The organism is Sporosarcina sp. E16_3 (genome assembly GCF_017347125.1).
Lineage (GTDB): Bacteria > Bacillota > Bacilli > Bacillales_A > Planococcaceae > Sporosarcina.
The window spans coordinates 26,761-49,484 of the sequence record NZ_JADPRX010000021.1 but is presented as its reverse complement, the minus strand read 5'-3'; the positions used below and the strand labels follow the sequence as shown (position 1 = coordinate 49,484).

At 37.3% G+C, this 22,724-nt stretch carries 21 protein-coding genes; 19 read left to right on the top strand and 2 right to left on the bottom strand.

The window, feature by feature from the left end; all coding sequences use genetic code 11:
- Positions 1–37 precede the first annotated feature (37 nt).
- Entirely contained in the window at positions 38–517 is a 480-nt protein-coding gene (locus tag I2483_RS12915; protein ID WP_207277553.1) for a VanZ family protein, read from the bottom strand.
- A gap of 145 nt (positions 518–662) precedes the next feature.
- A complete protein-coding gene (locus I2483_RS12910) occupies positions 663–1,487 on the bottom strand; it encodes a hypothetical protein (protein WP_207277552.1) in 825 nt (274 codons plus the stop codon).
- A gap of 137 nt (positions 1,488–1,624) precedes the next feature.
- On the opposite strand from I2483_RS12910, the gene I2483_RS12905 reads away from it, so the two are divergent.
- The 19 genes from I2483_RS12905 to I2483_RS12815 all read left to right on the top strand — a co-directional run bounded on the left by I2483_RS12905 (position 1,625) and on the right by I2483_RS12815 (position 22,378).
- Positions 1,625–2,353 (top strand): YveK family protein, encoded by a 729-nt coding sequence (locus tag I2483_RS12905; RefSeq protein WP_207277551.1) that lies wholly within the window; start codon positions 1,625–1,627, stop codon positions 2,351–2,353.
- A gap of 5 nt (positions 2,354–2,358) precedes the next feature.
- On the top strand, positions 2,359–3,063 hold the full coding sequence (locus I2483_RS12900; RefSeq protein ID WP_207277550.1) for a CpsD/CapB family tyrosine-protein kinase: 705 nt from the start codon (positions 2,359–2,361) through the stop codon (positions 3,061–3,063).
- Positions 3,064–3,117: 54 nt separating this feature from the next.
- Complete coding sequence (locus I2483_RS12895) at positions 3,118–3,885, top strand: tyrosine-protein phosphatase (RefSeq protein WP_207277549.1); 768 nt, start codon at positions 3,118–3,120, stop codon at positions 3,883–3,885.
- A 115-nt stretch (positions 3,886–4,000) separates the two neighbouring features.
- The gene (locus I2483_RS12890; protein ID WP_207277548.1) at positions 4,001–5,830 is read left to right on the top strand and encodes a polysaccharide biosynthesis protein; all 1,830 of its coding nucleotides are present in this window, start codon (positions 4,001–4,003) and stop codon (positions 5,828–5,830) included.
- 91 nt (positions 5,831–5,921) lie between these two features.
- Entirely contained in the window at positions 5,922–6,932 is a 1,011-nt protein-coding gene (locus I2483_RS12885) for a Gfo/Idh/MocA family protein (RefSeq protein WP_207277547.1), read from the top strand.
- A gap of 16 nt (positions 6,933–6,948) precedes the next feature.
- Positions 6,949–8,289 (top strand): nucleotide sugar dehydrogenase, encoded by a 1,341-nt coding sequence (locus tag I2483_RS12880; RefSeq protein WP_207277546.1) that lies wholly within the window; start codon positions 6,949–6,951, stop codon positions 8,287–8,289.
- An 18-nt stretch (positions 8,290–8,307) separates the two neighbouring features.
- On the top strand, positions 8,308–9,585 hold the full coding sequence (locus tag I2483_RS12875) for a lipopolysaccharide biosynthesis protein (RefSeq protein ID WP_207277545.1): 1,278 nt from the start codon (positions 8,308–8,310) through the stop codon (positions 9,583–9,585).
- 98 nt (positions 9,586–9,683) lie between these two features.
- Positions 9,684–10,283 (top strand): acyltransferase, encoded by a 600-nt coding sequence (locus tag I2483_RS19570; protein ID WP_275956096.1) that lies wholly within the window; start codon positions 9,684–9,686, stop codon positions 10,281–10,283.
- A gap of 94 nt (positions 10,284–10,377) precedes the next feature.
- Complete coding sequence (locus tag I2483_RS12865) at positions 10,378–10,947, top strand: hypothetical protein (protein WP_207277543.1); 570 nt, start codon at positions 10,378–10,380, stop codon at positions 10,945–10,947.
- A complete protein-coding gene (locus tag I2483_RS12860) occupies positions 10,947–11,900 on the top strand; it encodes a GNAT family N-acetyltransferase (protein ID WP_207277542.1) in 954 nt (317 codons plus the stop codon). The genes I2483_RS12865 and I2483_RS12860 overlap by 1 nt, the downstream gene beginning before the upstream one ends.
- Before the next feature lie 23 nt (positions 11,901–11,923).
- Positions 11,924–13,264 (top strand): polysaccharide deacetylase family protein, encoded by a 1,341-nt coding sequence (locus I2483_RS12855; protein WP_207277541.1) that lies wholly within the window; start codon positions 11,924–11,926, stop codon positions 13,262–13,264.
- 445 nt (positions 13,265–13,709) lie between these two features.
- Complete coding sequence (locus tag I2483_RS12850) at positions 13,710–13,934, top strand: hypothetical protein (protein ID WP_207277540.1); 225 nt, start codon at positions 13,710–13,712, stop codon at positions 13,932–13,934.
- Positions 13,935–14,125: 191 nt separating this feature from the next.
- Positions 14,126–15,367 carry an O-antigen ligase family protein gene (locus I2483_RS12845; protein WP_207277539.1) on the top strand — a complete coding sequence of 414 codons (1,242 nt, stop codon included), beginning with the start codon at positions 14,126–14,128 and terminating at the stop codon, positions 15,365–15,367.
- 341 nt (positions 15,368–15,708) lie between these two features.
- Complete coding sequence (locus I2483_RS12840) at positions 15,709–17,022, top strand: glycosyltransferase family 4 protein (RefSeq protein ID WP_207277538.1); 1,314 nt, start codon at positions 15,709–15,711, stop codon at positions 17,020–17,022.
- A gap of 18 nt (positions 17,023–17,040) precedes the next feature.
- Positions 17,041–18,156: a glycosyltransferase gene (locus tag I2483_RS12835; RefSeq protein ID WP_207277537.1), complete on the top strand. Its 1,116-nt coding sequence runs from the start codon at positions 17,041–17,043 to the stop codon at positions 18,154–18,156.
- Between the two features lie 14 nt (positions 18,157–18,170).
- Positions 18,171–19,280, top strand: a complete 1,110-nt coding sequence (locus I2483_RS12830) for a DegT/DnrJ/EryC1/StrS family aminotransferase (protein WP_207277536.1) — start codon at positions 18,171–18,173, stop codon at positions 19,278–19,280.
- A complete protein-coding gene (wecB, locus tag I2483_RS12825) occupies positions 19,277–20,350 on the top strand; it encodes a non-hydrolyzing UDP-N-acetylglucosamine 2-epimerase (RefSeq protein ID WP_207277535.1) in 1,074 nt (357 codons plus the stop codon). Before I2483_RS12830 ends, wecB begins: the two co-directional genes overlap by 4 nt.
- Before the next feature lie 51 nt (positions 20,351–20,401).
- Entirely contained in the window at positions 20,402–21,109 is a 708-nt protein-coding gene (locus I2483_RS12820; RefSeq protein WP_207277534.1) for an acyltransferase, read from the top strand.
- A gap of 48 nt (positions 21,110–21,157) precedes the next feature.
- Complete coding sequence (locus I2483_RS12815; RefSeq protein ID WP_207277533.1) at positions 21,158–22,378, top strand: glycosyltransferase family 4 protein; 1,221 nt, start codon at positions 21,158–21,160, stop codon at positions 22,376–22,378.
- The last annotated feature ends 346 nt before the right edge of the window (positions 22,379–22,724 follow it).

Genomic DNA, 22,724 nt, shown 5'->3' with positions numbered 1-22,724 from the left:
CTGGATGGACTTATGCCCGTCGCGTCTAAACGGCACCTTACGCTTTTCGTTTCTTGGCCTTTTTCGGTTTTACCAGTAGAAGCAGCCGCAAAATAACAAGAAATGTCACCGCTCCAGCTGCATCGAGAATAACATCTTGTAGCGTCGGAGTCCGTCCACCCGTCAATGACTGGTGATACTCATCCGCGATAGCAAGTAGAACTGTGATCCAAGTGGCTGTCAACAGTCGAAATGTATGTTTAGGCAGTATCGAATAGATCGCGACGGCAAGGACACCGAAAATGACAAAATGTGCGCTTTTTCGTAGAAGGAACTCAACGAAGTAATAATAACCTCGTTCCTCAACAGAAATCGTTTTCCCCCAATACGGTACATGCACCTTTGCAAGTGATGATTCTAGTGGCTCACTTGGCAACCATTTTTCGAGTGTTGGGATGAGCGACTGCTGTTCATAGGTTTGCCCGGATGAAATGAATAGAATACTAAGTAGAATGATCAGAACGATTAGTTTTTTCATATGAGAATTGTACCATATGAGATACCAAAAAACATTCATAAGAGATAGAATCTTCCATAAAGGACTCGTTCAAGTCAAGACTCCAGCGCCGAGCCGGGATTACACTTCATCCCTCTAAACTGGCAGGTCTGAACAGGTGCTTTCACTATTTCACGAACTTTTCATCCACAAAATACGCAATTAGTGCGTCCGACCACGCCTTAATCCCACTCTCAGTAGGCATCCGTGTTTCATCGATATACGTCAGTAACTCATCTGAACGCGTGTCGGGCCAATTAGGCCAGTGATTGATGTAGGGAATACCGCGCGCTGATGTGAACTTTTTAAGTGCCTGGATTTGCGTCAAATAATAACCTGCCCGGTAAATGGGTTGAGGCGGAGTGACAAGGAACGATACATCCTCTACATAACTCTCCGCTAGCGCCTTCACGGCAAGCAAATCCTTGCGCTCGTTTTCAATAACCACTTCACCATTGTTGTGTAACGTGAATGGCTCGTACAAGACGATGTCGTAGCCCGCTTCCCATTCGATTTTTCCAGCTTCTAACGCCTCCGCGACAAAACGAGTGGACGTCATATCGAACGTGGCCACATCGACGCCTATCAAACCTCCATACTTGTCACTAATCACGGTTGCAAAGCGCTCCGCTGCAGCTGCAATCGCCTCGGAACCGACAATGAGCATCTGGACATGCTTCCCGGCTTCCGCGCGGGAAATAACCACCTCAAGCGTTTTGTCATCTAACGAAGCGCCTATCTTCAATAGATCAGTTGTGCTCATGTACTGAACGGGAGATGCCTTTTTAACTGGCGCCTCATTTTCAACAAGGGGGCTCTGGGGAATTTCAGCATTCCGAGCAGTATGCCCCCCTGCATTCCGGACTTTCTCTTGCCAAGTCGAGGCACTGAACCAAAGGAGACTTACACAGAGAATTGATAGAATAATTACGGATATAGATTGTGTCTTCATAATTGCACCTCTTTGCTACGTATTAGAATAGCTCTAATATACTATAAAAATGTGGATAATTGTTACAAAAGGGATTCCCGTTATGATATACTAGGTCGAAGTTCAACAATGTACTTGTAAAGGGGAAACTGCCATCTATGGAAGAAACAATTAGTTTACAGGATTTAGTTAAGACTTTAAAGAAACGACTTGTATTAATCATCTGTGCGGTCATACTTGCAGTAACGATTGCCGGAGTCTACAGTTACCTCTTTTTGACACCGATTTACCAAGTATCGACACAAATCCTTGTCAATCAAACGAAAAGTGAACAACAACAGTTCAACTCGCAGGACATTCAAACGAATCTTCAGCTCATCAATACATATAACGTCATCATTAAAAGCCCAGCAATCCTTTCAAAAGTAATCGAAAATCTGGATCTGAAAACGACCCCTGCTGGACTTAACTCAAAAATCACAGTTGGTAATGCGCAAAACTCTCAAGTTTTAAACATCAGTGTCCAAGATCCAGAGCCTTACGTTGCAGTAGATATTGCCAATACAACGGCTGAGGTGTTCCAAGAAGAAATTCAAAAGCTGATGAATGTCGATAATGTCAATATCCTATCGCCGGCGGTACTTGCGGTAAACCCGTCACCCATTAAGCCGGATCCAATGTTGAACATGGCGATTGCTGCGGTAATCGGTCTGATGCTCGGTGTCGGGATTGCATTCCTACTTGAGTACTTAGATACGACAGTGAAAACGGAGCAAGATGCTGAAGAATTGCTCGGCTTGCCGATACTCGGTCTAATTGGCAAAATTTCAGACATAGATGTACAGGGTGCAAAAGGATCCGCAAAAAGCAGAAGGAAGAAGAGGTGACCAACATGTTCAAAAAGAAAAAGAAGATCGTACAAGCGGTTGCGCGTAAACTTGTAACCAATGTGAATCCGAAATCAATCGTTTCGGAGCAATTCCGCACGGTCCGGACGAACATCAACTTCTCCATGCCTGATAAGGATCTCAAAACATTGCTGTTCACTTCATCCACTCCTGGAGAAGGTAAATCGACAAGTGCGGCAAACGTCGCCATTGTTTTTGCACAGGACGGAAAAAAAGTACTGCTCGTTGATGCAGATATGCGGAAGCCGACGATGCATTACACATTCCGCAAGACAAATTCGACAGGACTCTCCAACTTATTAACGAGAAAGTGGGAGTTACAGGACGTCGTCATCGAAACAGAAATTGAAGGCCTGCATCTCGTTACATGCGGACCGATTCCGCCGAATCCAGCAGAATTGCTCGGCTCCAAAACGATGGATGCCTTGATTGAAGAACTGATTGCAGACTATGATATCGTTATATTCGATGCACCACCCATCCTATCTGTCGCGGATGCGCAGATTTTGTCGAATAAATGCGATGGCACAATCCTTGTGCTTAATTCGGGTTCGACAGAGAAGGCAAGCGTGGTCAAAGCGAAAGAGGCATTGGTATCTTCTAAAGCAAATATTCTTGGTACATTGCTGAACAATTTTGTGCTTGAAAAAGATCATTACTATTATCAATACTACGGAACTGGAGAGTAAAGGACAGTCTTGTCTTTTCACTCTCTTTCTTTGTGTCTAGAAGAGGAGAATACTATGATTGATATGCACAGTCACATTCTTTTCGGGGTCGACGACGGTCCGAAAACGATTGAAGACACGTTACGAATACTAGAACAAGCGGCACAAGAAGGAATTACCGACATGATTGCAACACCGCATGCATTCAGTCCACACTTCCATGTGCCACGTAATGAAATTGAAGGTCAAATCGAATTGCTGAAAGATGTTGTCCAGGCGGCGAAAATTCCTATCACCCTTCATACAGGACAAGAAGTCCGTCTGTGCGAGGATCTTGTCGAAAAACTGCTAATGGGTGATGCATTGACTCTTGCTAACTCACGCTATCTCCTACTCGAACTTCCAACGCAATCGGTACCTGCCTATACCGTAAATATTATCCAGTCATTACTGGGAGAGGGAATTATTCCGATAATCGCTCACCCCGAACGCAACCGAGCCATCGCAGAAAAGCCCGAACGACTCGAGCGGCTCGTCAGGCACGGTGCACTTGCACAAATCACAGCCGGCAGTGTAGCCGGCCACTTTGGGAAGAATATTCAAAAGCTGTCACTTCAACTGATTGAAGCGAACTTGATTCATACATATGGGTCAGACGTGCATAATGTAATGACAAGACCAGCCCTTTTTGAAAAAGGGCTCGATTATTTGGAAAAGAAAAAGCTACAAGACAATGCGGATATACTGCTAGAAAACAATGAACGTATTTTGCGAGATGAATACTTAGAACTATTAGAGCCTATAACACCTATTCTAAAAAAGTGGTGGCAATTAATTGGATGAAGTGCTACTATTGGACTGGGATATTAAATAATAAATGATAATTATTGTATCTTTGGTTAAAAGGTACTGCTATAATGGGAGTATTCAAACAATTTGATGGAAGGAGAGTAAGAAGATGTCAATTAAAAAGAGAATGACATACTTGTCGATTGCGGACTCCTTCATAGTGCTGTTTTCCATCTATATTGGTTATTTCATCTTGCATCCGTATATCAACGTATTTACAAACGAAATGCTACTGATTAGTGCCATTACCATTCAAATTGCCCATCACTTCTTCGCGTGGCGCTTCGGTCTGTATCGTAAGGCATGGGCCTATGCGTCCATAGGTGAATTGAAATCGATTTTCCAGGCGGTCACATTAACGATTGCCGTCGTCGCAGCTGTCCAATTCACCCTTACACAGGATGTCTATATACGGGCACTTGCCCTCACATGGATGTTACATATTTTGATTCTGGGTGGCTCGAGATTGTCATGGCGGATCATGCGGGATACGATCAATTACCGGGAGGACAAAGAGGCCAAACGGACGATGATTGTTGGGGCTGGACAAGCCGGGAGTATGATTGTACGTCAAGTCCTTCAAAACGCTGATTCTGGTATGAAACCGGTGTTGTTTGTAGACGATGACGCTACGAAACAAGGACTCGAAATTTTTGATGTAAAAGTAGTCGGCGGCACGAAACAAATCCCTTATTTCGTTAAGGACAATAACATTGAAAAAATCGTTATTGCCATTCCGTCCATGGATAAACAACAAATGGCCGACTTGATGAAATTATGTATTGAAACGGGTGTCCAAACGCAAACGATTCCACGCATTGAAGATTTAATGACGGGTAAAGTATCTGTCAATGATATGCAAGATGTAAGAATAGAAGATTTGTTAGGTCGCGATGAAGTACAACTTGATTTAAAAGCAATCGCGGACAAGTTAACGGGTAAAACGATACTGGTTACAGGCGCGGGTGGTTCCATTGGATCAGAAATTTGTCGACAAGTGAGTGAATTTAGACCAAGTCGATTAATTCTGTTAGGTCATGGTGAAAGTTCTATCTACAATATAGACATGGAACTGCGTCAAAAAGTTTCAACAGATATAGAAATAGTTCCGATTATCGCAGATGTTCAAGATCGGATGCGTATTTTTGATATCGTCAGTGAGTATAAGCCGGATGTGATGTACCATGCAGCTGCGCATAAGCATGTTCCTTTGATGGAAGCGAATCCGATGGAAGCAGTTAAGAATAATATCTTTGGTACGAAGAATGTTGCGGAAGCAGCAGATACATTCGGCGTTCCGTACTTCGTTATGGTATCAACGGATAAAGCAGTGAACCCTCCGAATATCATGGGGGCGACAAAACGCTTTGCAGAAATGATTGTGCAGAATCTCGCGAAAGATAGTACGACGAAATTCGCGGCAGTGCGGTTTGGCAATGTGCTGGGGTCAAGAGGTAGTGTTGTTCCTTTATTTAAGCAGCAGATTGCGAAGGGCGGTCCGATTACGATTACGGATCCTGAGATGACTCGATACTTTATGACGATTCCAGAAGCTTCACGGCTAGTTATTCAGGCAGGAACGTTGGCTGCTGGTGGTGAGGTGTTTGTGCTTGATATGGGTGAGCCGGTGAAGATTGTGGATCTTGCGAAGAACCTTATTAAGCTTTCGGGGTATAGTGAGAATGAAATTGGGATTGAATACTCAGGGATACGACCTGGGGAGAAGTTGTTTGAAGAGTTGTTGAATGAGAATGAACGGCAGAGTGAGTATGTGTTTCCAAAGATTTTTGTTGGGAAGGCGGAGCCGGTTGGTGTGGTTGAGATGGAGTTTGTATTAAGTAATTTGCTTGAAATGAAAGATGAAGAATTGAAAGAGATATTGGTAGGACTTGCTAATCGGAAGGTTGCTAGTGTTGGTAGGGAAGTTACGACTGCTTGAAATAGACGTAGTGGTGCCTGGTGTTGACACAATTTACGCCTTTTGAATTGTGGCAGTACCTGGCTCCACGTTATAAGAAGGGGAATGCCTAGTGAATTTTGCAATTGTAGGGTGCGGTTTTATTGCGAAGAAGCATGCCCAAGCCATTATGAATACCGAAGGTGCAAATTTAGCCGCAGTATGTGATAGAGTTCCAGAATTAATGGAACCATATATTGAAGAATATGGAGCTACTGCATATACAGATTTTGAAGAAATGCTGAAAGATGATTCAATAGATATCGTAAATATTTGTACACCAAGCGGAGCACATGCATTCCTTGCAGAACTCGCTGCGAAGTACGGAAAACATATAATCGTAGAAAAACCAATTGCGATGACACTTGAAGAAACAGATCGTATCATTAATGGTGCAAAATTAAATAACGTGAAACTTGCGGTTGTTCATCCAAATCGATTCCGACCAGTTGCCATGAAGCTGAAAGAAATCCTTGACCAGAACTTGCTAGGTAAAGTTAGTCATTCACTATGCGTTGTCAATTGGAACCGAGGTCAAGAGTATTATGATCAGGCACCATGGCGAGGTACGAAAGAACATGACGGTGGCGTGTTAATGAACCAAGCAATACATAACCTAGATTTACTCCTTTGGTATATGGGAGAACCTGCGGAAGTATTTAGTATGGAAGCAACAAGACTACGAGACATTGAAGCAGAAGATGTTTCGACAGGAATTATTCGTTTTGAATCAGGCGCACTTGCGACAGTACAAGCGTCAACGACCGTCTATCCAAAAAACTATGAAGAGTCGATTACCATCTTCGGTGAAAAAGGAACAGTCAAAATCGGCGGTCCGAATGCTTTGTATTTCGAACACCTTCTTATAGAAGGAATTGATGAAGAAACTTCCGGAAAGTGGATAAGTGACATAAAAGCAGATCCATGGGGAACACCGGGTCATGAACAAATCATCAAAGATATGATCCAAGCAATTAATGAAAACCTTCGACCAGCCGTAACAGGGGAAGATGGAAGAAATGCATTGGCACTCGTGTCCTCATTTTACAAGTCAGCAAAAAAAAATCAGCCAGTGAAACGGTAGTAAAGGAATGAGACAAATGACAAAAAAAACAAAAACAAATTCAAATATAATAGCTGAAAAGCTGATTAGTAAATTAGAAACGAAAACGGCAACAGTTGGTGTTGTTGGTCTCGGGTACGTAGGCCTTCCACTTGCAGTCGAAAAAGCAAAGGCTGGTTTTACGGTTATCGGTTTTGATGTACAAGAAGAAAAAGTTCGTATGGTCAACGAAGGGAACAATTATATTGGAGATGTCGTTCAGGAGGATCTTGAAGCACTTGTTGCTTCTGAGAAACTAAAAGCAACGGCTGATTACGCATTTATCAGAGATGTTGACGCAATAGCAATTTGTGTACCAACTCCCCTAGATATTTATAAACAACCGAATATGGAATACGTCAGGAGTTCTGTTGAAGCAATTGCAGCAAATATGACAGAAGGCACGCTTGTCGTCCTTGAAAGTACAACGTATCCGGGAACGACGGAAGAACTCATTCGACCTATCCTTGAAAAATCGGGATTAGTCGTCGGAGAAGATATTTTCCTTGCCTACTCACCAGAACGTATCGATCCAGGTAATAAGCAATTCAACACAAAAAATACGCCAAAAGTTGTTGGTGGCGTCACAGAAGTGTGTACAAAAGTGGCGGCAGCAATGTACCGTGCAGTCCTCGACGGTGATGTTCACGAAGTATCGAGTCCAGCAGTTGCTGAAATGGAAAAACTTTTGGAAAACACATTCCGTAACATCAATATCGGACTTGCCAACGAAATGGCGATTCTATGCCACAAGATGGGTATTGATGTATGGGAAGTGATAGATGCAGCTGCGACAAAGCCGTATGGCTTCATGCCATTCTATCCAGGTCCAGGTCTTGGAGGGCATTGTATTCCAATCGATCCGTGGTACTTAACGTGGAAAGCACGTGAGTATAACTATCATACGAAATTGATTGAAACGGCTGGGGAAATTAATGACAGCATGCCGGACTTTGTGGTTCAGCGTTGTGCAGAGATTTTGAATGAAAAGAAGAAATCATTGAATGGTTCTAAGATTTTAGTATTAGGTGTTGCTTATAAAAAAGACATTGATGATTATCGCGAATCGCCAGTGTTGCCGATTTTGGATCGATTTACGAAGGTTGGAGCGGAATGGGAAGCTGTTGATCCGTATGTACCTGAGTTTAAGTTGAATGGGGAAATGTTTGAGACTGTGGCGTTGACTGAAGCGAAATTGAAGGATGCGGATCTTGTGGTGATTGCTACTAACCATAGTGGGTTTGATTATGGGATGATATCAGAATATAGTAATTCTGTACTTGATACAAGAAATACTGAAATTAAGATAACTAAAAGTGTTAATTACTATAAGTTATAAACATGAAAGAAGACTATGATGATAAAAAAATTGTTAAAAAGTGATTTTAATCGAAACGTATTTACACTGTTTTCAGGAACATCCATTGCGCAATTAATACCACTAGCAATAACGCCGATTCTCACAAGAATTTATGGACCAGAAGATTTTGGCGTTTTTGCATTGTATACTTCAATAGTAGCTATTTTATCTGTTTTAGCTACAGGAAGATATGAGTTGGCAATACTAATTCCAAAAAAAAATGTTGATGCAATTAATATAGCTTCTTTAGCTATCACTTTATCATTGATGTTTTCGTCATTACTACTAGTAATACTACTCATTGGTGGGAAGCAGATAATAGAGTTCTTGAATATTGAACAACTAGGTATTTGGGTTTATCTAATTCCGTTTTCCGTTTTAATTTTAGCAATTTACCAAGTAATCTATTATTTGCTGAATCGACAAAAACTTTACAAACAGATGTCAGTAAATAAAGTAGTTCAGCAAGTAGGTATTGGTTCCTCAAATATTGGACTTGGTTTTTTAAATAAAGATGTGGGCCTTATAATAGGGACATTAATTGGACAGTTTATTTCATTACTATTAATCCTCAAGAAACTTCTAAATACTAAAGAAGTAAATTTGAATGAAATAACAATAAAAGGCATGCGTACTCAAGCGAAGAAATATATCGACTTTCCTAAATATCTAACTTTAGCACATACTCTAAATGTTACCTCGAGCAACCTAACTATTATTCTTTTTAATAAATTTTTCAACGCTACAGCTATTGGACACTTCTCAATGACGCAAAGAATAATGAGGTTTCCGTTAGCAATCATTGGAACAGCAATTTCAGATGTGTTTAGGCAGAAAGCTGCCGAGGATTTAATGACAAAAGGAAATTGTAAAACTTTATACTTAAGAACCTTATTCACTTTGGTACTATTAGGTATAGTTCCTTTTGTAATCTTATTTATTATTAGCCCATCATTGTTTTCATTCGTCTTTGGGGAAGAGTGGAGAGTAGCTGGAGAATATGCACGTTTATTAATCCCAATGCTATATTTACAATTTGCAACTTCACCATTAAGTAGCTTATATATAATAATGGAAAAACAAAAATATGACTTAGTTATTCAAATATTCTTATTCGTCTTATCGACCACTGGTGTATTCATTGGGTATTTAATTTTTCATTCTATAGAAATGAGCATAATTTTATATTCGATTGCGTACAGTATTATTTATTTAATCAATGGAATAATAACATACAAATTTGCGATAGTGGGAAATGGAAAAGTACTGGAATGATTTGTGAAGATAAGTAGACTTCTTCAATCTATATCAGAGGTCTACATATAGAGAACATGTTTAATATAGACAAAGTAGGTGAGAGTATATTGAAAAAGATGATTAAGAGTGTTATGAAATATATACCGTATATTAAATCAATCCATGAAACAAGAACGACTGCAGCGCCAATCACTTTAAGGACCTTTTTTTTTCAGAAAGTTATTGGAATAAATCGAAGAGCCTACTGGCCTACACATTTCACAAGTATGATAAGTAGGGCGGAAAATATTGAAATAGGGATAGGAACAGCCCCGGGACTATCTCCCGGTTGTTATATTCAGGGATTGGGTAAGATAATAATAGGAGATTATACATTAATTGCGCCGAATGTTGGAATAATTAGTGCAAATCATGATACTCATGATTATAGAAAGCATATAAAATCAGAAGTAATAATTGGAGATTATTGCTGGATTGGTATGAATACAACAATAATGCCCGGAGTCAAATTAGGTGATCATACAATTGTAGCTGCAGGATCCGTTGTAACAAAACCTTTTGAAGATGGATACTGTGTATTGGCAGGTTCACCAGCTAAAATTATCAAAGTATTAGAATCGAGTGAATGTGTTAAATATTATAATGAATACGAATATTATGGCTATATCAAAAAAGAGAATTTTAATAATTTTAAGAAACGAAAACTTATGGTCTGATTATCGTTAGTTAAGAGGGAGTTATATCTGACTGCAGATAATTGTAATATTATACAACAGGGAGATTCAAATCATTAGAAATAGGAGAAGAATAATGAAAACTATAAAAAAAATCATAAGACAAGTATTATCTCGATTATTTGTTATAGACTCCTTAATTATTTTTAAAATGAATAGACCAACCTCTATTTCTTCTCCGGCAATAATTAAAAAGGCTGATATGGGTAATCTCACTGATATTTTATACTTTCAAGATGAAAAATATGTACCTATCTTTGAGGGGTTTCTGGAGAAGGGCGATATTGGTTATTTTGGATATATTGATGGTGTATGTATCCATCGATCATGGGCGATTATAAATGAAGGTTCAATATATAATCCACATGCTCTTGTTAAGAATCGATTGGAAAAGAATGAAGTATATATTCATTACTGTGAAACTGCTCCCATAGCACGAGGGAAAAATGTTTATCCTTTAGTCATAAGCGAAGTAGCGAAAGAGTTTTTGGATAAAGATGTATTGATATGTGTAAATAAAAAAAATATACCCTCCATTAAAGGTGTTAATAAAGCAGGCTTCAAACCTAAACATATGATTAAAGTATTTTCGATTTTAGGTTTAGTTTTAAAATGGAAAAAGAATTTAAAGGGTGTTGAGGATTAATGAGTAATAAGGAAAAGTACAGAAAACTATGTGAAACTGAAGAGTCAATACCTATATTTTCGAAAGACTGGTGGTTAGACGCAGTTGCTGGTAAAGATAATTGGGATGTAATAACAGTGGAGAAAGATAATCGAATTATTGCATCATTACCTTTTGTGAAATCGAAAAAAAGCATATTTTATTTACTAAGGATGCCTCCACTTACCCAGACATTGGGACCCTGGTTAAAATACCCTAAAGGCCAGAAGTATGCGAATAGGCTATCGTTTGAGAAAGAGATGTATTCAAAGTTAATTGAAGGAATTCCATACAGCGATGTGTTTAATCAAAACTTTCATCCTTCAATTTCTAATTGGCTTCCATTCTATTGGAAAGGATATAGTCAGACAACGAGATATACGTATGTTATTGGTGATCTAAATGAAGTAGATAATATTTATGGTTCCTTTCAATCTAAAATAAGAACAGATATTAAAAAAGCAGAAAAAAGTCTTAGAATTATTGAATCTGAAGATATTGACCAGTTTTATGAAATAAATTCATTAACATTTAGTAGACAGAACATTAAGACCCCCTATTCGTTGAATTTTGTGAAGAAGATCGAAGAAGCATGTAAAATAAATAAATGCCGTAAGATCTACTTTGCAGTGGATGAGAAGGAAAGAATACATAGTGTCTTATACTTAGTATGGGATCAAGAATTTGCTTATTACTTATTGGGTGGAAGCGATCCAGAATTACGAAATAGTGGTTCAATGTCGCTTTTACTATGGCATGCCATTCAGTTTTCTAGTACTGTAACTAAAGCCTTCAACTTTGAAGGAAGTATGATTGAGCCGATTGAAAGGTTTGTGCGAGGTTTTGGTGCAAAGCAGGTTCCCTATTTTAATATATCTAAAACTAATTCCAAGTTATTAATGGCTAGAGAGGCGTTTTTGAAAATGAAAAAATGAGCATCAGGATTGGATTGAATAATGTGATAATAAAAATCCCGAAAAACAATATCCCAGAACGCACATACATCATTGATATTCTAATTGGCGAGTATCTAGGGTTATCGTATTCAATTGAAGTGAGTGACATTACTAACTATCATCTTCTGTTTGAAGGAAAAGAGATAGTGATTGAAGATCATTTTTTCAAGCATTACTTGGAGGATCTTAGCTATTTGAAAGTAGATGCTATCCCCAAAGTCGTTATCTTTACGGAAAATCAATTTATATCCGAACAAGATGTGCCGGTGTTGTTTGGGAATGATAGTTTGGTCATGGAAAGCAAGCGCATCATGTATGGTAATGATTTCTTCGCTGCTTCTTTCTTTATGCTTACTCGTTGGGAGGAGTATGTGAATCCAGAAAGGGACTTGCATAATCGTTTTTCGGCGAGAGATAGTTTGGCCCATAAGTTTGATTTTCTTGATCGGCCGATTGTAAATGAGTATGTTGAGATGCTATGGGGGATGTTTACGTACCTTGGCTATACGGAGGATCGGAAAAAGCGAGAATATGAGTTTGTTTTGACCCATGACGTTGATATTCTCCGTCTATATAGGGGACGCAAGCAATTGATTAGAAAAATGGGTGCTGAAGTTATTAGAAGAAAGTCACCCTTATCCGCTATTAGAACACTGATTGAGTACGTCCAGGTGAGGTTGAATAAAGTTCTAGATCCTTTTGATACGTTTAGCTGGATTATGGATCTCTCTGAGAGTGTAAACGTTAAATCTAGATTTTATTTCATGAGTGGAGGGGTAACTTCTTTTGATAATCATTATAATATCGAAGAACCGAAAGCTTTGAAGGTTATTGAGGAAGTTAAAAGAAGAGGACATATTATTGGATTTCATCCTAGTTTTAATGCTTATAACGACTCTGCCCAATGGAAAAAAGAAAAAGATCTCCTTGAAAAAGTTGTTGGTCATGAAGTAAAGGAAGGTCGTCAACACTATTTACGATTTGAAGTACAGAAAACATGGAACATATGTGAAGAGAATGATATGGAACGAGATCTTACCTTGTCATATGCAGATAAAGAAGGTTTCCGATGCGGTGTATGTTATGAGTACTCCATCTTTGATTTTCTCAACAGAAAGAAGTTAAGACTTAAAGAGATGCCCCTTATCGTGATGGAAGGTAGCTTTGTTACTTATCAAAACGTGACTTCAGAAGAGATGTATAGGAAGACAAGCTCTTTAAGAGATACTGTGAAGAAGTACAATGGAAGTTTTGTTTACTTATGGCATAATTCGAGCTTCAATGTTCCTTATTGGTCACCCTATCAAAAAGTTTATGAAAAAATTGTAAAAGAAAATGAGTGAGTATTTTCATGAAAGTTCAAGTGCTAGATCTCTCCAAATAACATGAAGGTTTTAAATCAGAAATTCTACAGCCATTCGACATCTAACCAGTTCATTTTAAGTACCTGTGCACGAGAATATTCAAAAAACACACCACGATTGTATAATGATGACATGTTGGACAAACCCATGTGTATGTGTGAATATCTGTTTTTTTGCATGTTTATTTAGATATATGAAGTGCTTGTTATTTTTTCAAGGACAGGTATCCTTTACTAAATAGTAAAGACACATTCGAAAAAAAAATGATGAATAATAATAGTTTTTTTAATGATTTTGGAAAATAAAAAATATATATGCAGCAGTCAATCATCTAAAAAATGTATCCCTTATTCTATAGTATTAAGTCTGTTCGTATTTAAGTGACTATGCCAATTAGATTCACCAACGTATTCGAGAACAACAAATGGATGACATAGCTACAACGGAATTTTTAATGACTGGTTATGTAACAGGAAGTAATATAATATATTATATTATATTATATTCGGGTAATAAAGAGCTCCAAGCGGGTGAGTATTTAATTTATTACCGAATTGATAAATCAGTGAAGGTCAATAGATACAGTGATTTTACAATTAGTAAAGAACTTAGTTTTGACAAGAAAAATGCTCTTAATAAACTAGATTAAATTCATATAAATGTTTTTTTGTGTCTAATTGAATTATTAAATGGACGCAATTCTGTTTTGCCATTTAGCGGAGGATACCATTCCCGTGTGATTGCCATGATGCTAAAATAATTGAGTTATAAAATTGTTATTTGTTTTGCTTATGTGCGACAACTATATTTAAAAACACCGATCTATGATCAATCTAGGAGTTGTTAAACATCGATTATCGAGGTAAAAAATCAAATGGTATCAACAAAAAAATCAGTACATTAATTATTTCCGTCATTTTCGTACTTATGTTAATAGGTACTTTAAACGCTACCTCTACAAAACTAAGTGTCTTGGGTTTATTTTCTTTATCACTCACAACAGGTCTGGCAATGTTATATTTAGTACTACATTTTACAGTTTCGAAAAAAGTAAACAAAACGCATGTTATATTGATCTCTATTTCTGCTGCTTTTATGGGCGTTTCTCTAATTGGACTGTTTGGTAACATACAAAAGAGCGGATTAATAAATCTCATCCAATTTGCCTTATGCATAGGATTTACTCTCTTCCTCTCATTAATTAATTGGGATAGATACAAAATTCTGACGCTTGGTAAAATTGCTTCTGTATTTATATTGATTCACTTTTTTATATGGGCTTCTACAGGATTTGAGTCAGCTTTTTCTAGTATTTATGCTAACCCCAATTTGATAGGTCCCTATATGCTTTTTATGTTATTTTTTATTATTTGGGCAAGATGGCACTCAAATTATAGTTTTTTTTATAACACCGTCTTTATTTTAGGTGCTCTGACGATGATTGGAAGTGATGCACGTTCCTCTCTTCTGTCCGGGTTAATAGCTTTTTTCACTTACTTATCTTGGAGATTTCTTGCGGAAAGTAAGATTCGTTTCTCCTTGTTTATATTAATCGTACTCTTATTTATATTGGCGCTAATTTTCTTTTATTCACAATTACCAACCTGGAAACACTATTTATATTTTGAAAGTATAATGTTGGAGTATACGGGGAAAAGTCTAATGTCGGGCAGGCAGTTTCTTTGGGGACCTATTCTCCCGGTCATTGGAGAACACCCGTGGTTTGGTTATGGTCCCGGCGTTCAAGCAGGAGATGTTATGTTTGTCAACCATTCTTTGCACAATTTATTCTTGCAAATCACATTACAAAATGGATATTTAGGTTTAACATTATTTTTGGCATTGTTGATTTCAATTTGGATGATATTTTGGGGCGCTAGGAAAGATAGAACTGTCAAGTTGGTAGGTGCATTTTTTATCGCCACCCTAATACACCAAACTTTTGAAATAGCGCTCATACAAAATCAACTGTCAATCGGACTGATGCAATGGTTTATTATCTCTATAGGGATTAGTCAAGTTTTATATGACCCAAAACGTGTGCAGGATAATCAACTTATAACATTTCACACTCATAAATAAAGGGTATACTATAAGATTACCTCTTTCCCTTATTGTTAATCGCGGCATCCCCATTTGATTATTATGGTTATCGCTTAGAACTCTCCTATAATAATCAAATGGGGTCATACGACATGAACAGAAGTAATAGAACCAAATATATATAAAAGAGTCTAGTGAAAGTTGATTGAATTGGGTGGTGTTAGTTACCAATTGAGTAGTATCGATTTGATTTTATAGAATAGGAGGAAGAAAGTTTATCCAGTCTAAATAGGATTCAAGATAGACCTGAATCCACTTATTTACCGAATGCATTAAGAATGAATTACCTTATCGATAAAAAAAACCTAGGATGATTAAATTTGAAAAAACTAAATATTTTAATTGTATCACATTCATTTCCACCATTTATGAACGTTGGTGGGATGAGAGCTTATTCATGGGCGAAGTATTGGTCAGAAGCGGGACATAATATAACTGTTATAACTTCAAAAGCAAGATCGGAGTTTTCCTATACAGCTACATTTAAAATTGAAATCCCGAAAAATGTTGAAGTTATTGAAATAGAAAATCCGTTATTTAAGTATTTCAACAAAGGTAGTGGATTAGAAAAAAAAGGAAAAATAGAGCTCAATAATCAGGCGGGATGGTTTAAAAAAAAAGTCGGAAATATATTTAATATAATCAAAAATAATGCCCCAGTTGTTGATTATTATTTTGATTGGTATTTTAAAAGCGTCTTATATATTAAAAAGAATAAAAAATCTTTTTCGAATTTCGACATTGTAATTTCAACTGCTAATCCTTTGAGCGCTCATTCTATTGGAATGTATTTGAAAAAGAAGTTTGGAGTAAAATGGATAGCTGATTATCGAGATCTTGAAGAACAGTCAAAAATGAATGATGATATTAGTTGGCTTAGAAGAAAATTCATCACATCATTTAAAAAAAGAGCGCTAGCATTATCTGATTTAGATATCACTGTATCTAAAGGATTAAAAGATATTTTATTAAGTGTGAGAAGCGAAGATAAGGTTGAAATTATATACAATGGATTTTTTGAAGAAAATTATTTCGAAAAAGAAGAAAAAGAAGGCTCATTAGATTGGAAAATTATTTATACGGGCACGTTCTATAAAAATGATTTTGTAATAAAACCTTTATTTGATGCTTTAAGACTTATAGAAGACAGTAATATACCTATACCCGATATTCAGTTTTATGGTATTGGTGACCCTTCCATGAAAGAGTTTATTAGAACTCAGGCCAAACTTTCTTTAAGAAAAAAAATTAATTTTTATGATAGTGTATCTAATAAAGAAATTGCTGAAATACAAATGAATTCAGCTATGTTATTGCTGATGGATGGTATAAATAATAAAGGGGTGTTGAAAACAAAATCATACGAATATCTGGCGGCGCAACGACCTATAATAGCAATTATAAATCCGGAAAGTGAATTGGCGCAAAACTTTTTATTGGGTTTGAACGGTTATTATGTTGGAACAGACGTAAATGAAATTAAAAACTTTATAGAAAAAATATATAATGCTGTAATAGAAGAGAAGAAAATCAGTTCATTATCATTTTTTGAAGAAGAAAAATTGAATTATTATTCGAGAAAAAGTCAGGCCTTAAATTTAATAGAACAGATGAAAAAATTGGAGAATACCTAAAATGAAAGAGGTTAAAAGTTGAAAGTATGTATCTTATCACCGGTTCATCCTTATTTAGACGTTAGGGTCTATCAAAAAGAAGCATTAACTTTATCGAAACATGGCTATGAAATTATTATTGTAGCACAAAGCCTTGTAAATATGGAAATTGGTAATATAAAAATCTTAAAAGCTCCTGAGTATAATAACAGATTTAAGCGATTTCTAACACAGCCATTACTTTTGTTTAAAGCTTTAAAAATTAATGCCGGCGTATACCATATACACAACCCAGATATGCTACCAATAGGTTTTATATTGAGAACTATGCGAAAAAAAGTAATTTATGATACACATGAAGACTTCTCGAAAAGAATCTTCATGAGAGAATGGATTCCTCTACTTTTAAGGAAATTAATTGCTGGTCTAGTGAACGCATTAGAGAAGGCTGCGTCAAAATACTTTAATGCAATCGTTGTTACTCAGCCTCAAATGGTAAGTAAGTTTGGAGGGAAATCACATTTAATTGAAAATGCTCCAATTCTTCATAGCGAACTTACAGATAAGGCATATAAATTATCGGAGAATATTGTCAAGGGAGATAATATTATAAGATTGATTTATGTAGGCGGGATATCAAAAGCCAGAGGGATTAGAGAAATAATAAATGCATTAGAAGTATTAAATAAAACTAGACCTTTTAGACTCTGGTTAATTGGTCCATGTTTTGATGATGGGTTTATAGATGAGTTAAAAGGTATGGCTGGCTGGGTATATGTTGATTACCTTGGGTATCTATTACAGGAAGAAGCTTTTGCTCATATGATTCAATCTGATATTGGTCTAGTAACAATCTTGGATGTGGGCGATCATTCTACTACGTCACCTAATAAACTATTCGAATATCAAAGATTTGGTCTCCCATTTGTATCAAGTAATTTTCCTAAGTGGATTGAACAGGTATCTGAAACGAATTCTGGGATATTTGTGGATCCCCTAGAAATAAATGAAGTTGCTGCATCACTTCTTAGACTCGCAGAAAACCCGCGTCTAAGAATTGAAATGGGTAAGAATGGACAACAATATATATTTCAAAAATTCAATTGGGATATTGAATCCAAAAAGCTTTTGGATTTATATGATTCCATAAAATAGAGGAGCTGACCAACTTGGAAATCCCGATGCTAGATCTATCAGAACAATATTCAACCATAAGAGAAGAGGTCCTCTTAAAACTAGACCAAGTAATGTCTTCATCACAATTCATCCTAGGTAGTCATGTAAAACAAGTTGAGAGTGATATTGCTAAAATGAGTAAAACAAAGCACGGTATTGGTGTAGGTAATGGATCCGATGCAATCCATATCGCACTTCAGGCAGCAGGGATTGGTGAAGGAGACGAAGTAATTACAACTTCCTTTACTTTTTTCGCGACAGCAGGTGCTATTACGCGTGCGAACGCGGTACCAGTGTTTGTTGATATCGATCCAGTTACATTTAATATAGACCCATCTAAAATTGAAGCAGCTATTACAGAGAAGACGAAGGCCATTATTCCTGTTCATCTATATGGACAGATGGCTGATATGGATCCAATCATGGAAATTGCGAAGAAACATAATCTGCATGTCATTGAAGATGCTGCACAAGCAATTGGTTCTACGTATAAAGGCAAGCAAGTTGGCGAAATGAGTAGTGCTGCTACATATAGTTTCTTCCCTACAAAGAACTTGGGCGCGTATGGCGATGGTGGGATGGTTGTTTCAAATAGCGATGAACTTGCAGGACTTGCTCGTGTAATTCGTGTTCATGGTAGTAAGCCGAAGTATCATCATCATGTGTTAGGGTATAACAGCCGTTTGGATGAAATGCAGGCAGCCGTGCTAAGTGTTAAAATTCCACACTTGCCCACGTGGAGTGAGAATCGTAGGAAGCATGCCACATATTATACCGAAATGCTTAATGATGCTGTCAGCAAGCATGTCGTGACACCTGTTGAAGTGGAAGGTAATTATCATGTGTTCCACCAATATACGCTCCGTGTAGAAAGACGGCACGAGCTTCAGGCGTTCTTGAAAGATCAAGGAATTGCGACGATGATTTATTATCCAATTCCTTTGCACATGCAACCGGTCTTCAAAGAACTTGGTTATCAAGAAGGCGATTTACCAGAAACAGAAAAAGCGGCAAAAGAAGCATTGTCATTACCGATGTTCCCTGAACTTAAACAAGAGCAACAAGACTACGTAATTGCAAAAATCATGGAGTTTTATTTATGAAAAAGATATTGACGATTGCGGGGACTAGACCCCAACTAGTGAAAATTGCTGCTGTTTCGAGGGTATTACGTGAATCATTTGCCGAAGTGCTAGTGAATACGGGACAACACTATGATTACAATATGGCTGGTGTGTTCTTCGATGAGTTGAATATTCCAAAGCCGGATTATGATCTTGGAATTGGCTCAGAATCACATGGCCGACAAACTGGAAAAATGATGATGGCTGTTGAGGAAATAGTAGAGAAAGAAAAACCGGATGCTATTCTTGTCTATGGTGACACGAATTCAACACTTGCGGGTGCAATTGTCGCGAGCAAGTTGCATATTCCGATCATTCATATTGAAGCAGGTCTTCGAAGCTACAATAAAGAAATGCCAGAAGAGATTAATCGTATTATGACCGATCATGTATCTACTTTGCTATTTGCACCTACAGACCTTGCCGTAGCTAACTTGGCGAAAGAAAGCATTACAGAAGGCGTTCACCAAGTTGGGGATGTCATGTATGATGCCGTACTGTACAACATCGCGTTGGCAGAAGAGAAACATTCACTGTCAGATTATGATTTAAGCAGTGGCGAATATGTTCTTGGTACGATTCATCGGGCGGATAACACAGATAATAAAAATCGTCTGGAAGCTGTTTTGAAAGCTTTCTCAGCGCTTGAAGAAAAAGTTTATTTACCTTTGCATCCACGTACAAAAAGTAAAATAGACTCGTTTGGATTGAATTCCATTCTGGAACAAGCGAATAATATTAATATTGTAGAACCGATTTCTTATTTAGAGATGTTGTTGTTAGAAAAACATGCGAAAGCGATTGTTACCGATTCTGGGGGTGTTCAGAAGGAAGCTTATTTCGCAAAAGTACCTTGTATAACATTGCGGGACCAGACGGAATGGCTGGAGACAATAGAAACCGGTTGGAATCAATTGGTGAATCCATTAAAAGTTGACTTGGCTGAAAAACTTTCAAAATTACGGTTTGGCCAACCAATTGAAGATTTATATGGTGATGGGAATGCTGCAGAGAAAATAGTTGTGATTTTGAAGAACTATTTTAAATAATAAACAAGCCAGTCTTTTGTAGGTTGGCTTGTTATGAAAGGTGGAGTTCGAATGTTATCTACAAAAGGTGAAAATGTTGTTATTGGTAAGGATGTACTATTTGGCAGTAATGTAGTAATTGGAAATAACGTTGTCATCTATGAAGGCACAAGAATCGGACATAGTGTAATCATTCAAGACAATGCTGTCATTGGGAAACAACCAACGCGAGCAAAAGCTTCTATTCTTCCTGACGTGAAAGAGTTGCCACCAGCGGTAATTGGTCCTGGGGTAACAATAGGTACTTCTGCTATTATTTATGCTAATGCAGAAATCGGTGAAGATGTATTCATCGCGGACTTGACAACCGTACGGGAACGGGTAACAATTGGCGCCAAAACAATCGTCGGTCGCGGTGTCGCGATTGAAAATGATTGCGTAGTAGGTGAGAGATGTAAACTGGAAACGAATTGTTACATAACCGCATATTCAGAACTTGGGGACGATGTATTCGTTGCACCATGTGTCGTCACGACAAATGATAACTATATGGGGCGTGGAAAAGAACGATTTGATAAGTTTAAAGGTGTCACTGTTAAAGACGGAGGGCGCATCGGAGCAAATGCAACGATTTTACCGGGGAAAGTGATTTGTGAAGATGGAACAGTGGCAGCGGGAAGTATTGTTTCAAGGAATGTTGGGCGGGAGATTTTGGTTGTTGGATCTCCGGCGAAAGAACTTAGGAAGGTTCCTTACGAGCAGTTGTTGAGGAATCAATGACTGTAAGTCATTAATTGTAGTTTTAAGAACGGATAGGAGGAGAGCCAAATGAAAGTGTGGTTATGTAAACACAGTGAACCACTACCTCTAAAAAAAGATAGTCGGAAATTCCGGGTGGGTATGATAGCAGAGGCATTACGTGAAAGACAGCATGAAGTCATTTGGTGGGCATCTACAATGGAACATGCGAAAAAAGTTAAGGTAGAAGATATAGAAAAACTTGAAAACGGAACGGAAATAATTGCTTTAGATGGTATGAGTTATGGGAAAAATGTCAGTATGCAGCGAATAATTAATCATTCGCAAATGGGTAGGCAATTTACATCTACTGCAAGTGAAATGGATAAACCTGATCTTATTTATGCCTCGATGCCAACATTGGACTTTGCTTATCGTGCGGTCAAATTTGCGAAAGCAAATGGTATTCCTTCTATTATCGATATTCGTGATTTATGGCCAGATGTATTTTTGGATTTGATTCCTATAGAGTCATTAAAAAAAGACTTTCTATTATATCCTTGGAATAGAAAGTTAAAGTATGTCCTACAAAATACGGACTACATTATCGGTATTACTGAAGAATATTTGAAATGGGCTTTGACAAAAGTACATTTGTCTTTTGATGAACATCAACACAAAATATTTCCACTTGGCTATGATGAGGTCATGGGAAATCATGAAAATCCTTTTAAGAGCAATAAGTTCCAAATTACTTTTGCTGGTACTATTGGGTATCATTTTGATTTAGAAACAGTGTTTAAGGCGGCGGAATTACTAGACCATGAAGAAATTAATATAAATATATTAGGCGATGGTGATCTCCTTCAAAGTTATGTAGAAAAGTATTCATATTTACAAAACGTGAAATTTGTCGGATGGGTAGAAGGTTCTTTAATCTCATCTTATTTATTACATAGCGATTTAGGTATTGCACCCTATAATAATACCCGAAACTTTATAAAAAACATTGCAAATAAGCCCTATGAATATATGGCCCATTCGCTTCCTATAATTACCTGTCTAACTGGAGCAACAGAGTCTCTAATTAGGAAACATAACCTTGGTTATTTTTATAATCAACATGATTCAGAGAGTTTAGCTTATCAGATTAAAGAAGTTATGAGTAATAAGCAAGACCTGTTAGAAAAAAAAGAAAACAACAGAGTTGCATTTGAAAAATACTATGACTCCAAAATCGTATATTCTGATTTAGTAAACTTTATGGAGAGTACTATTTCTGGGAATAGCAATAACGATAGCAAAATATAAAAGTTTTAATATTACTATAATTAAGATACTAAAGAACTAAATTATATGCTTGGTGTTCATGATTCATATGTGAGTCTTGAGCAAGTAGAATTTAAGTTATCACCATTTGAAGAAGTCTTTGAATATGTGGATTATATCCTTGTATTGACGGATTAAAATGAATTTAAGGTATTGGATGAGGGAGCTATCCTTGCTAAAACGAATAAACATTTGGTTTTCGATACAAGAAATTGCGCTAAGATTAGTAGTGAAGAGATTGAGCATGTGTATTTCGGGAATTTGAGTATGCCGAAAGAGCGAGTTAACGAATCAATTTAATGTCCAAACGGTTTTAAAACCCTTGGAT

What these genes read in the sequence shown, in the direction of transcription:
- I2483_RS12915 (WP_207277553.1), bottom strand. Translation starts at nt 517, where the DNA reads ATGAAAAAACTAATCGTTCTGATCATTCTACTTAGTATTCTATTCATT.
- I2483_RS12910 (WP_207277552.1), bottom strand. Translation starts at nt 1,487, where the DNA reads ATGAAGACACAATCTATATCCGTAATTATTCTATCAATTCTCTGTGTA.
- I2483_RS12905 (WP_207277551.1), top strand. Translation starts at nt 1,625, where the DNA reads ATGGAAGAAACAATTAGTTTACAGGATTTAGTTAAGACTTTAAAGAAA.
- I2483_RS12900 (WP_207277550.1), top strand. Translation starts at nt 2,359, where the DNA reads ATGTTCAAAAAGAAAAAGAAGATCGTACAAGCGGTTGCGCGTAAACTT.
- I2483_RS12895 (WP_207277549.1), top strand. Translation starts at nt 3,118, where the DNA reads ATGATTGATATGCACAGTCACATTCTTTTCGGGGTCGACGACGGTCCG.
- I2483_RS12890 (WP_207277548.1), top strand. Translation starts at nt 4,001, where the DNA reads ATGTCAATTAAAAAGAGAATGACATACTTGTCGATTGCGGACTCCTTC.
- I2483_RS12880 (WP_207277546.1), top strand. Translation starts at nt 6,949, where the DNA reads ATGACAAAAAAAACAAAAACAAATTCAAATATAATAGCTGAAAAGCTG.
- I2483_RS12875 (WP_207277545.1), top strand. Translation starts at nt 8,308, where the DNA reads ATGATAAAAAAATTGTTAAAAAGTGATTTTAATCGAAACGTATTTACA.
- I2483_RS19570 (WP_275956096.1), top strand. Translation starts at nt 9,684, where the DNA reads ATGATTAAGAGTGTTATGAAATATATACCGTATATTAAATCAATCCAT.
- I2483_RS12865 (WP_207277543.1), top strand. Translation starts at nt 10,378, where the DNA reads ATGAAAACTATAAAAAAAATCATAAGACAAGTATTATCTCGATTATTT.
- I2483_RS12860 (WP_207277542.1), top strand. Translation starts at nt 10,947, where the DNA reads ATGAGTAATAAGGAAAAGTACAGAAAACTATGTGAAACTGAAGAGTCA.
- I2483_RS12850 (WP_207277540.1), top strand. Translation starts at nt 13,710, where the DNA reads ATGGATGACATAGCTACAACGGAATTTTTAATGACTGGTTATGTAACA.
- wecB (WP_207277535.1), top strand. Translation starts at nt 19,277, where the DNA reads ATGAAAAAGATATTGACGATTGCGGGGACTAGACCCCAACTAGTGAAA.
- I2483_RS12820 (WP_207277534.1), top strand. Translation starts at nt 20,402, where the DNA reads ATGTTATCTACAAAAGGTGAAAATGTTGTTATTGGTAAGGATGTACTA.
- I2483_RS12815 (WP_207277533.1), top strand. Translation starts at nt 21,158, where the DNA reads ATGAAAGTGTGGTTATGTAAACACAGTGAACCACTACCTCTAAAAAAA.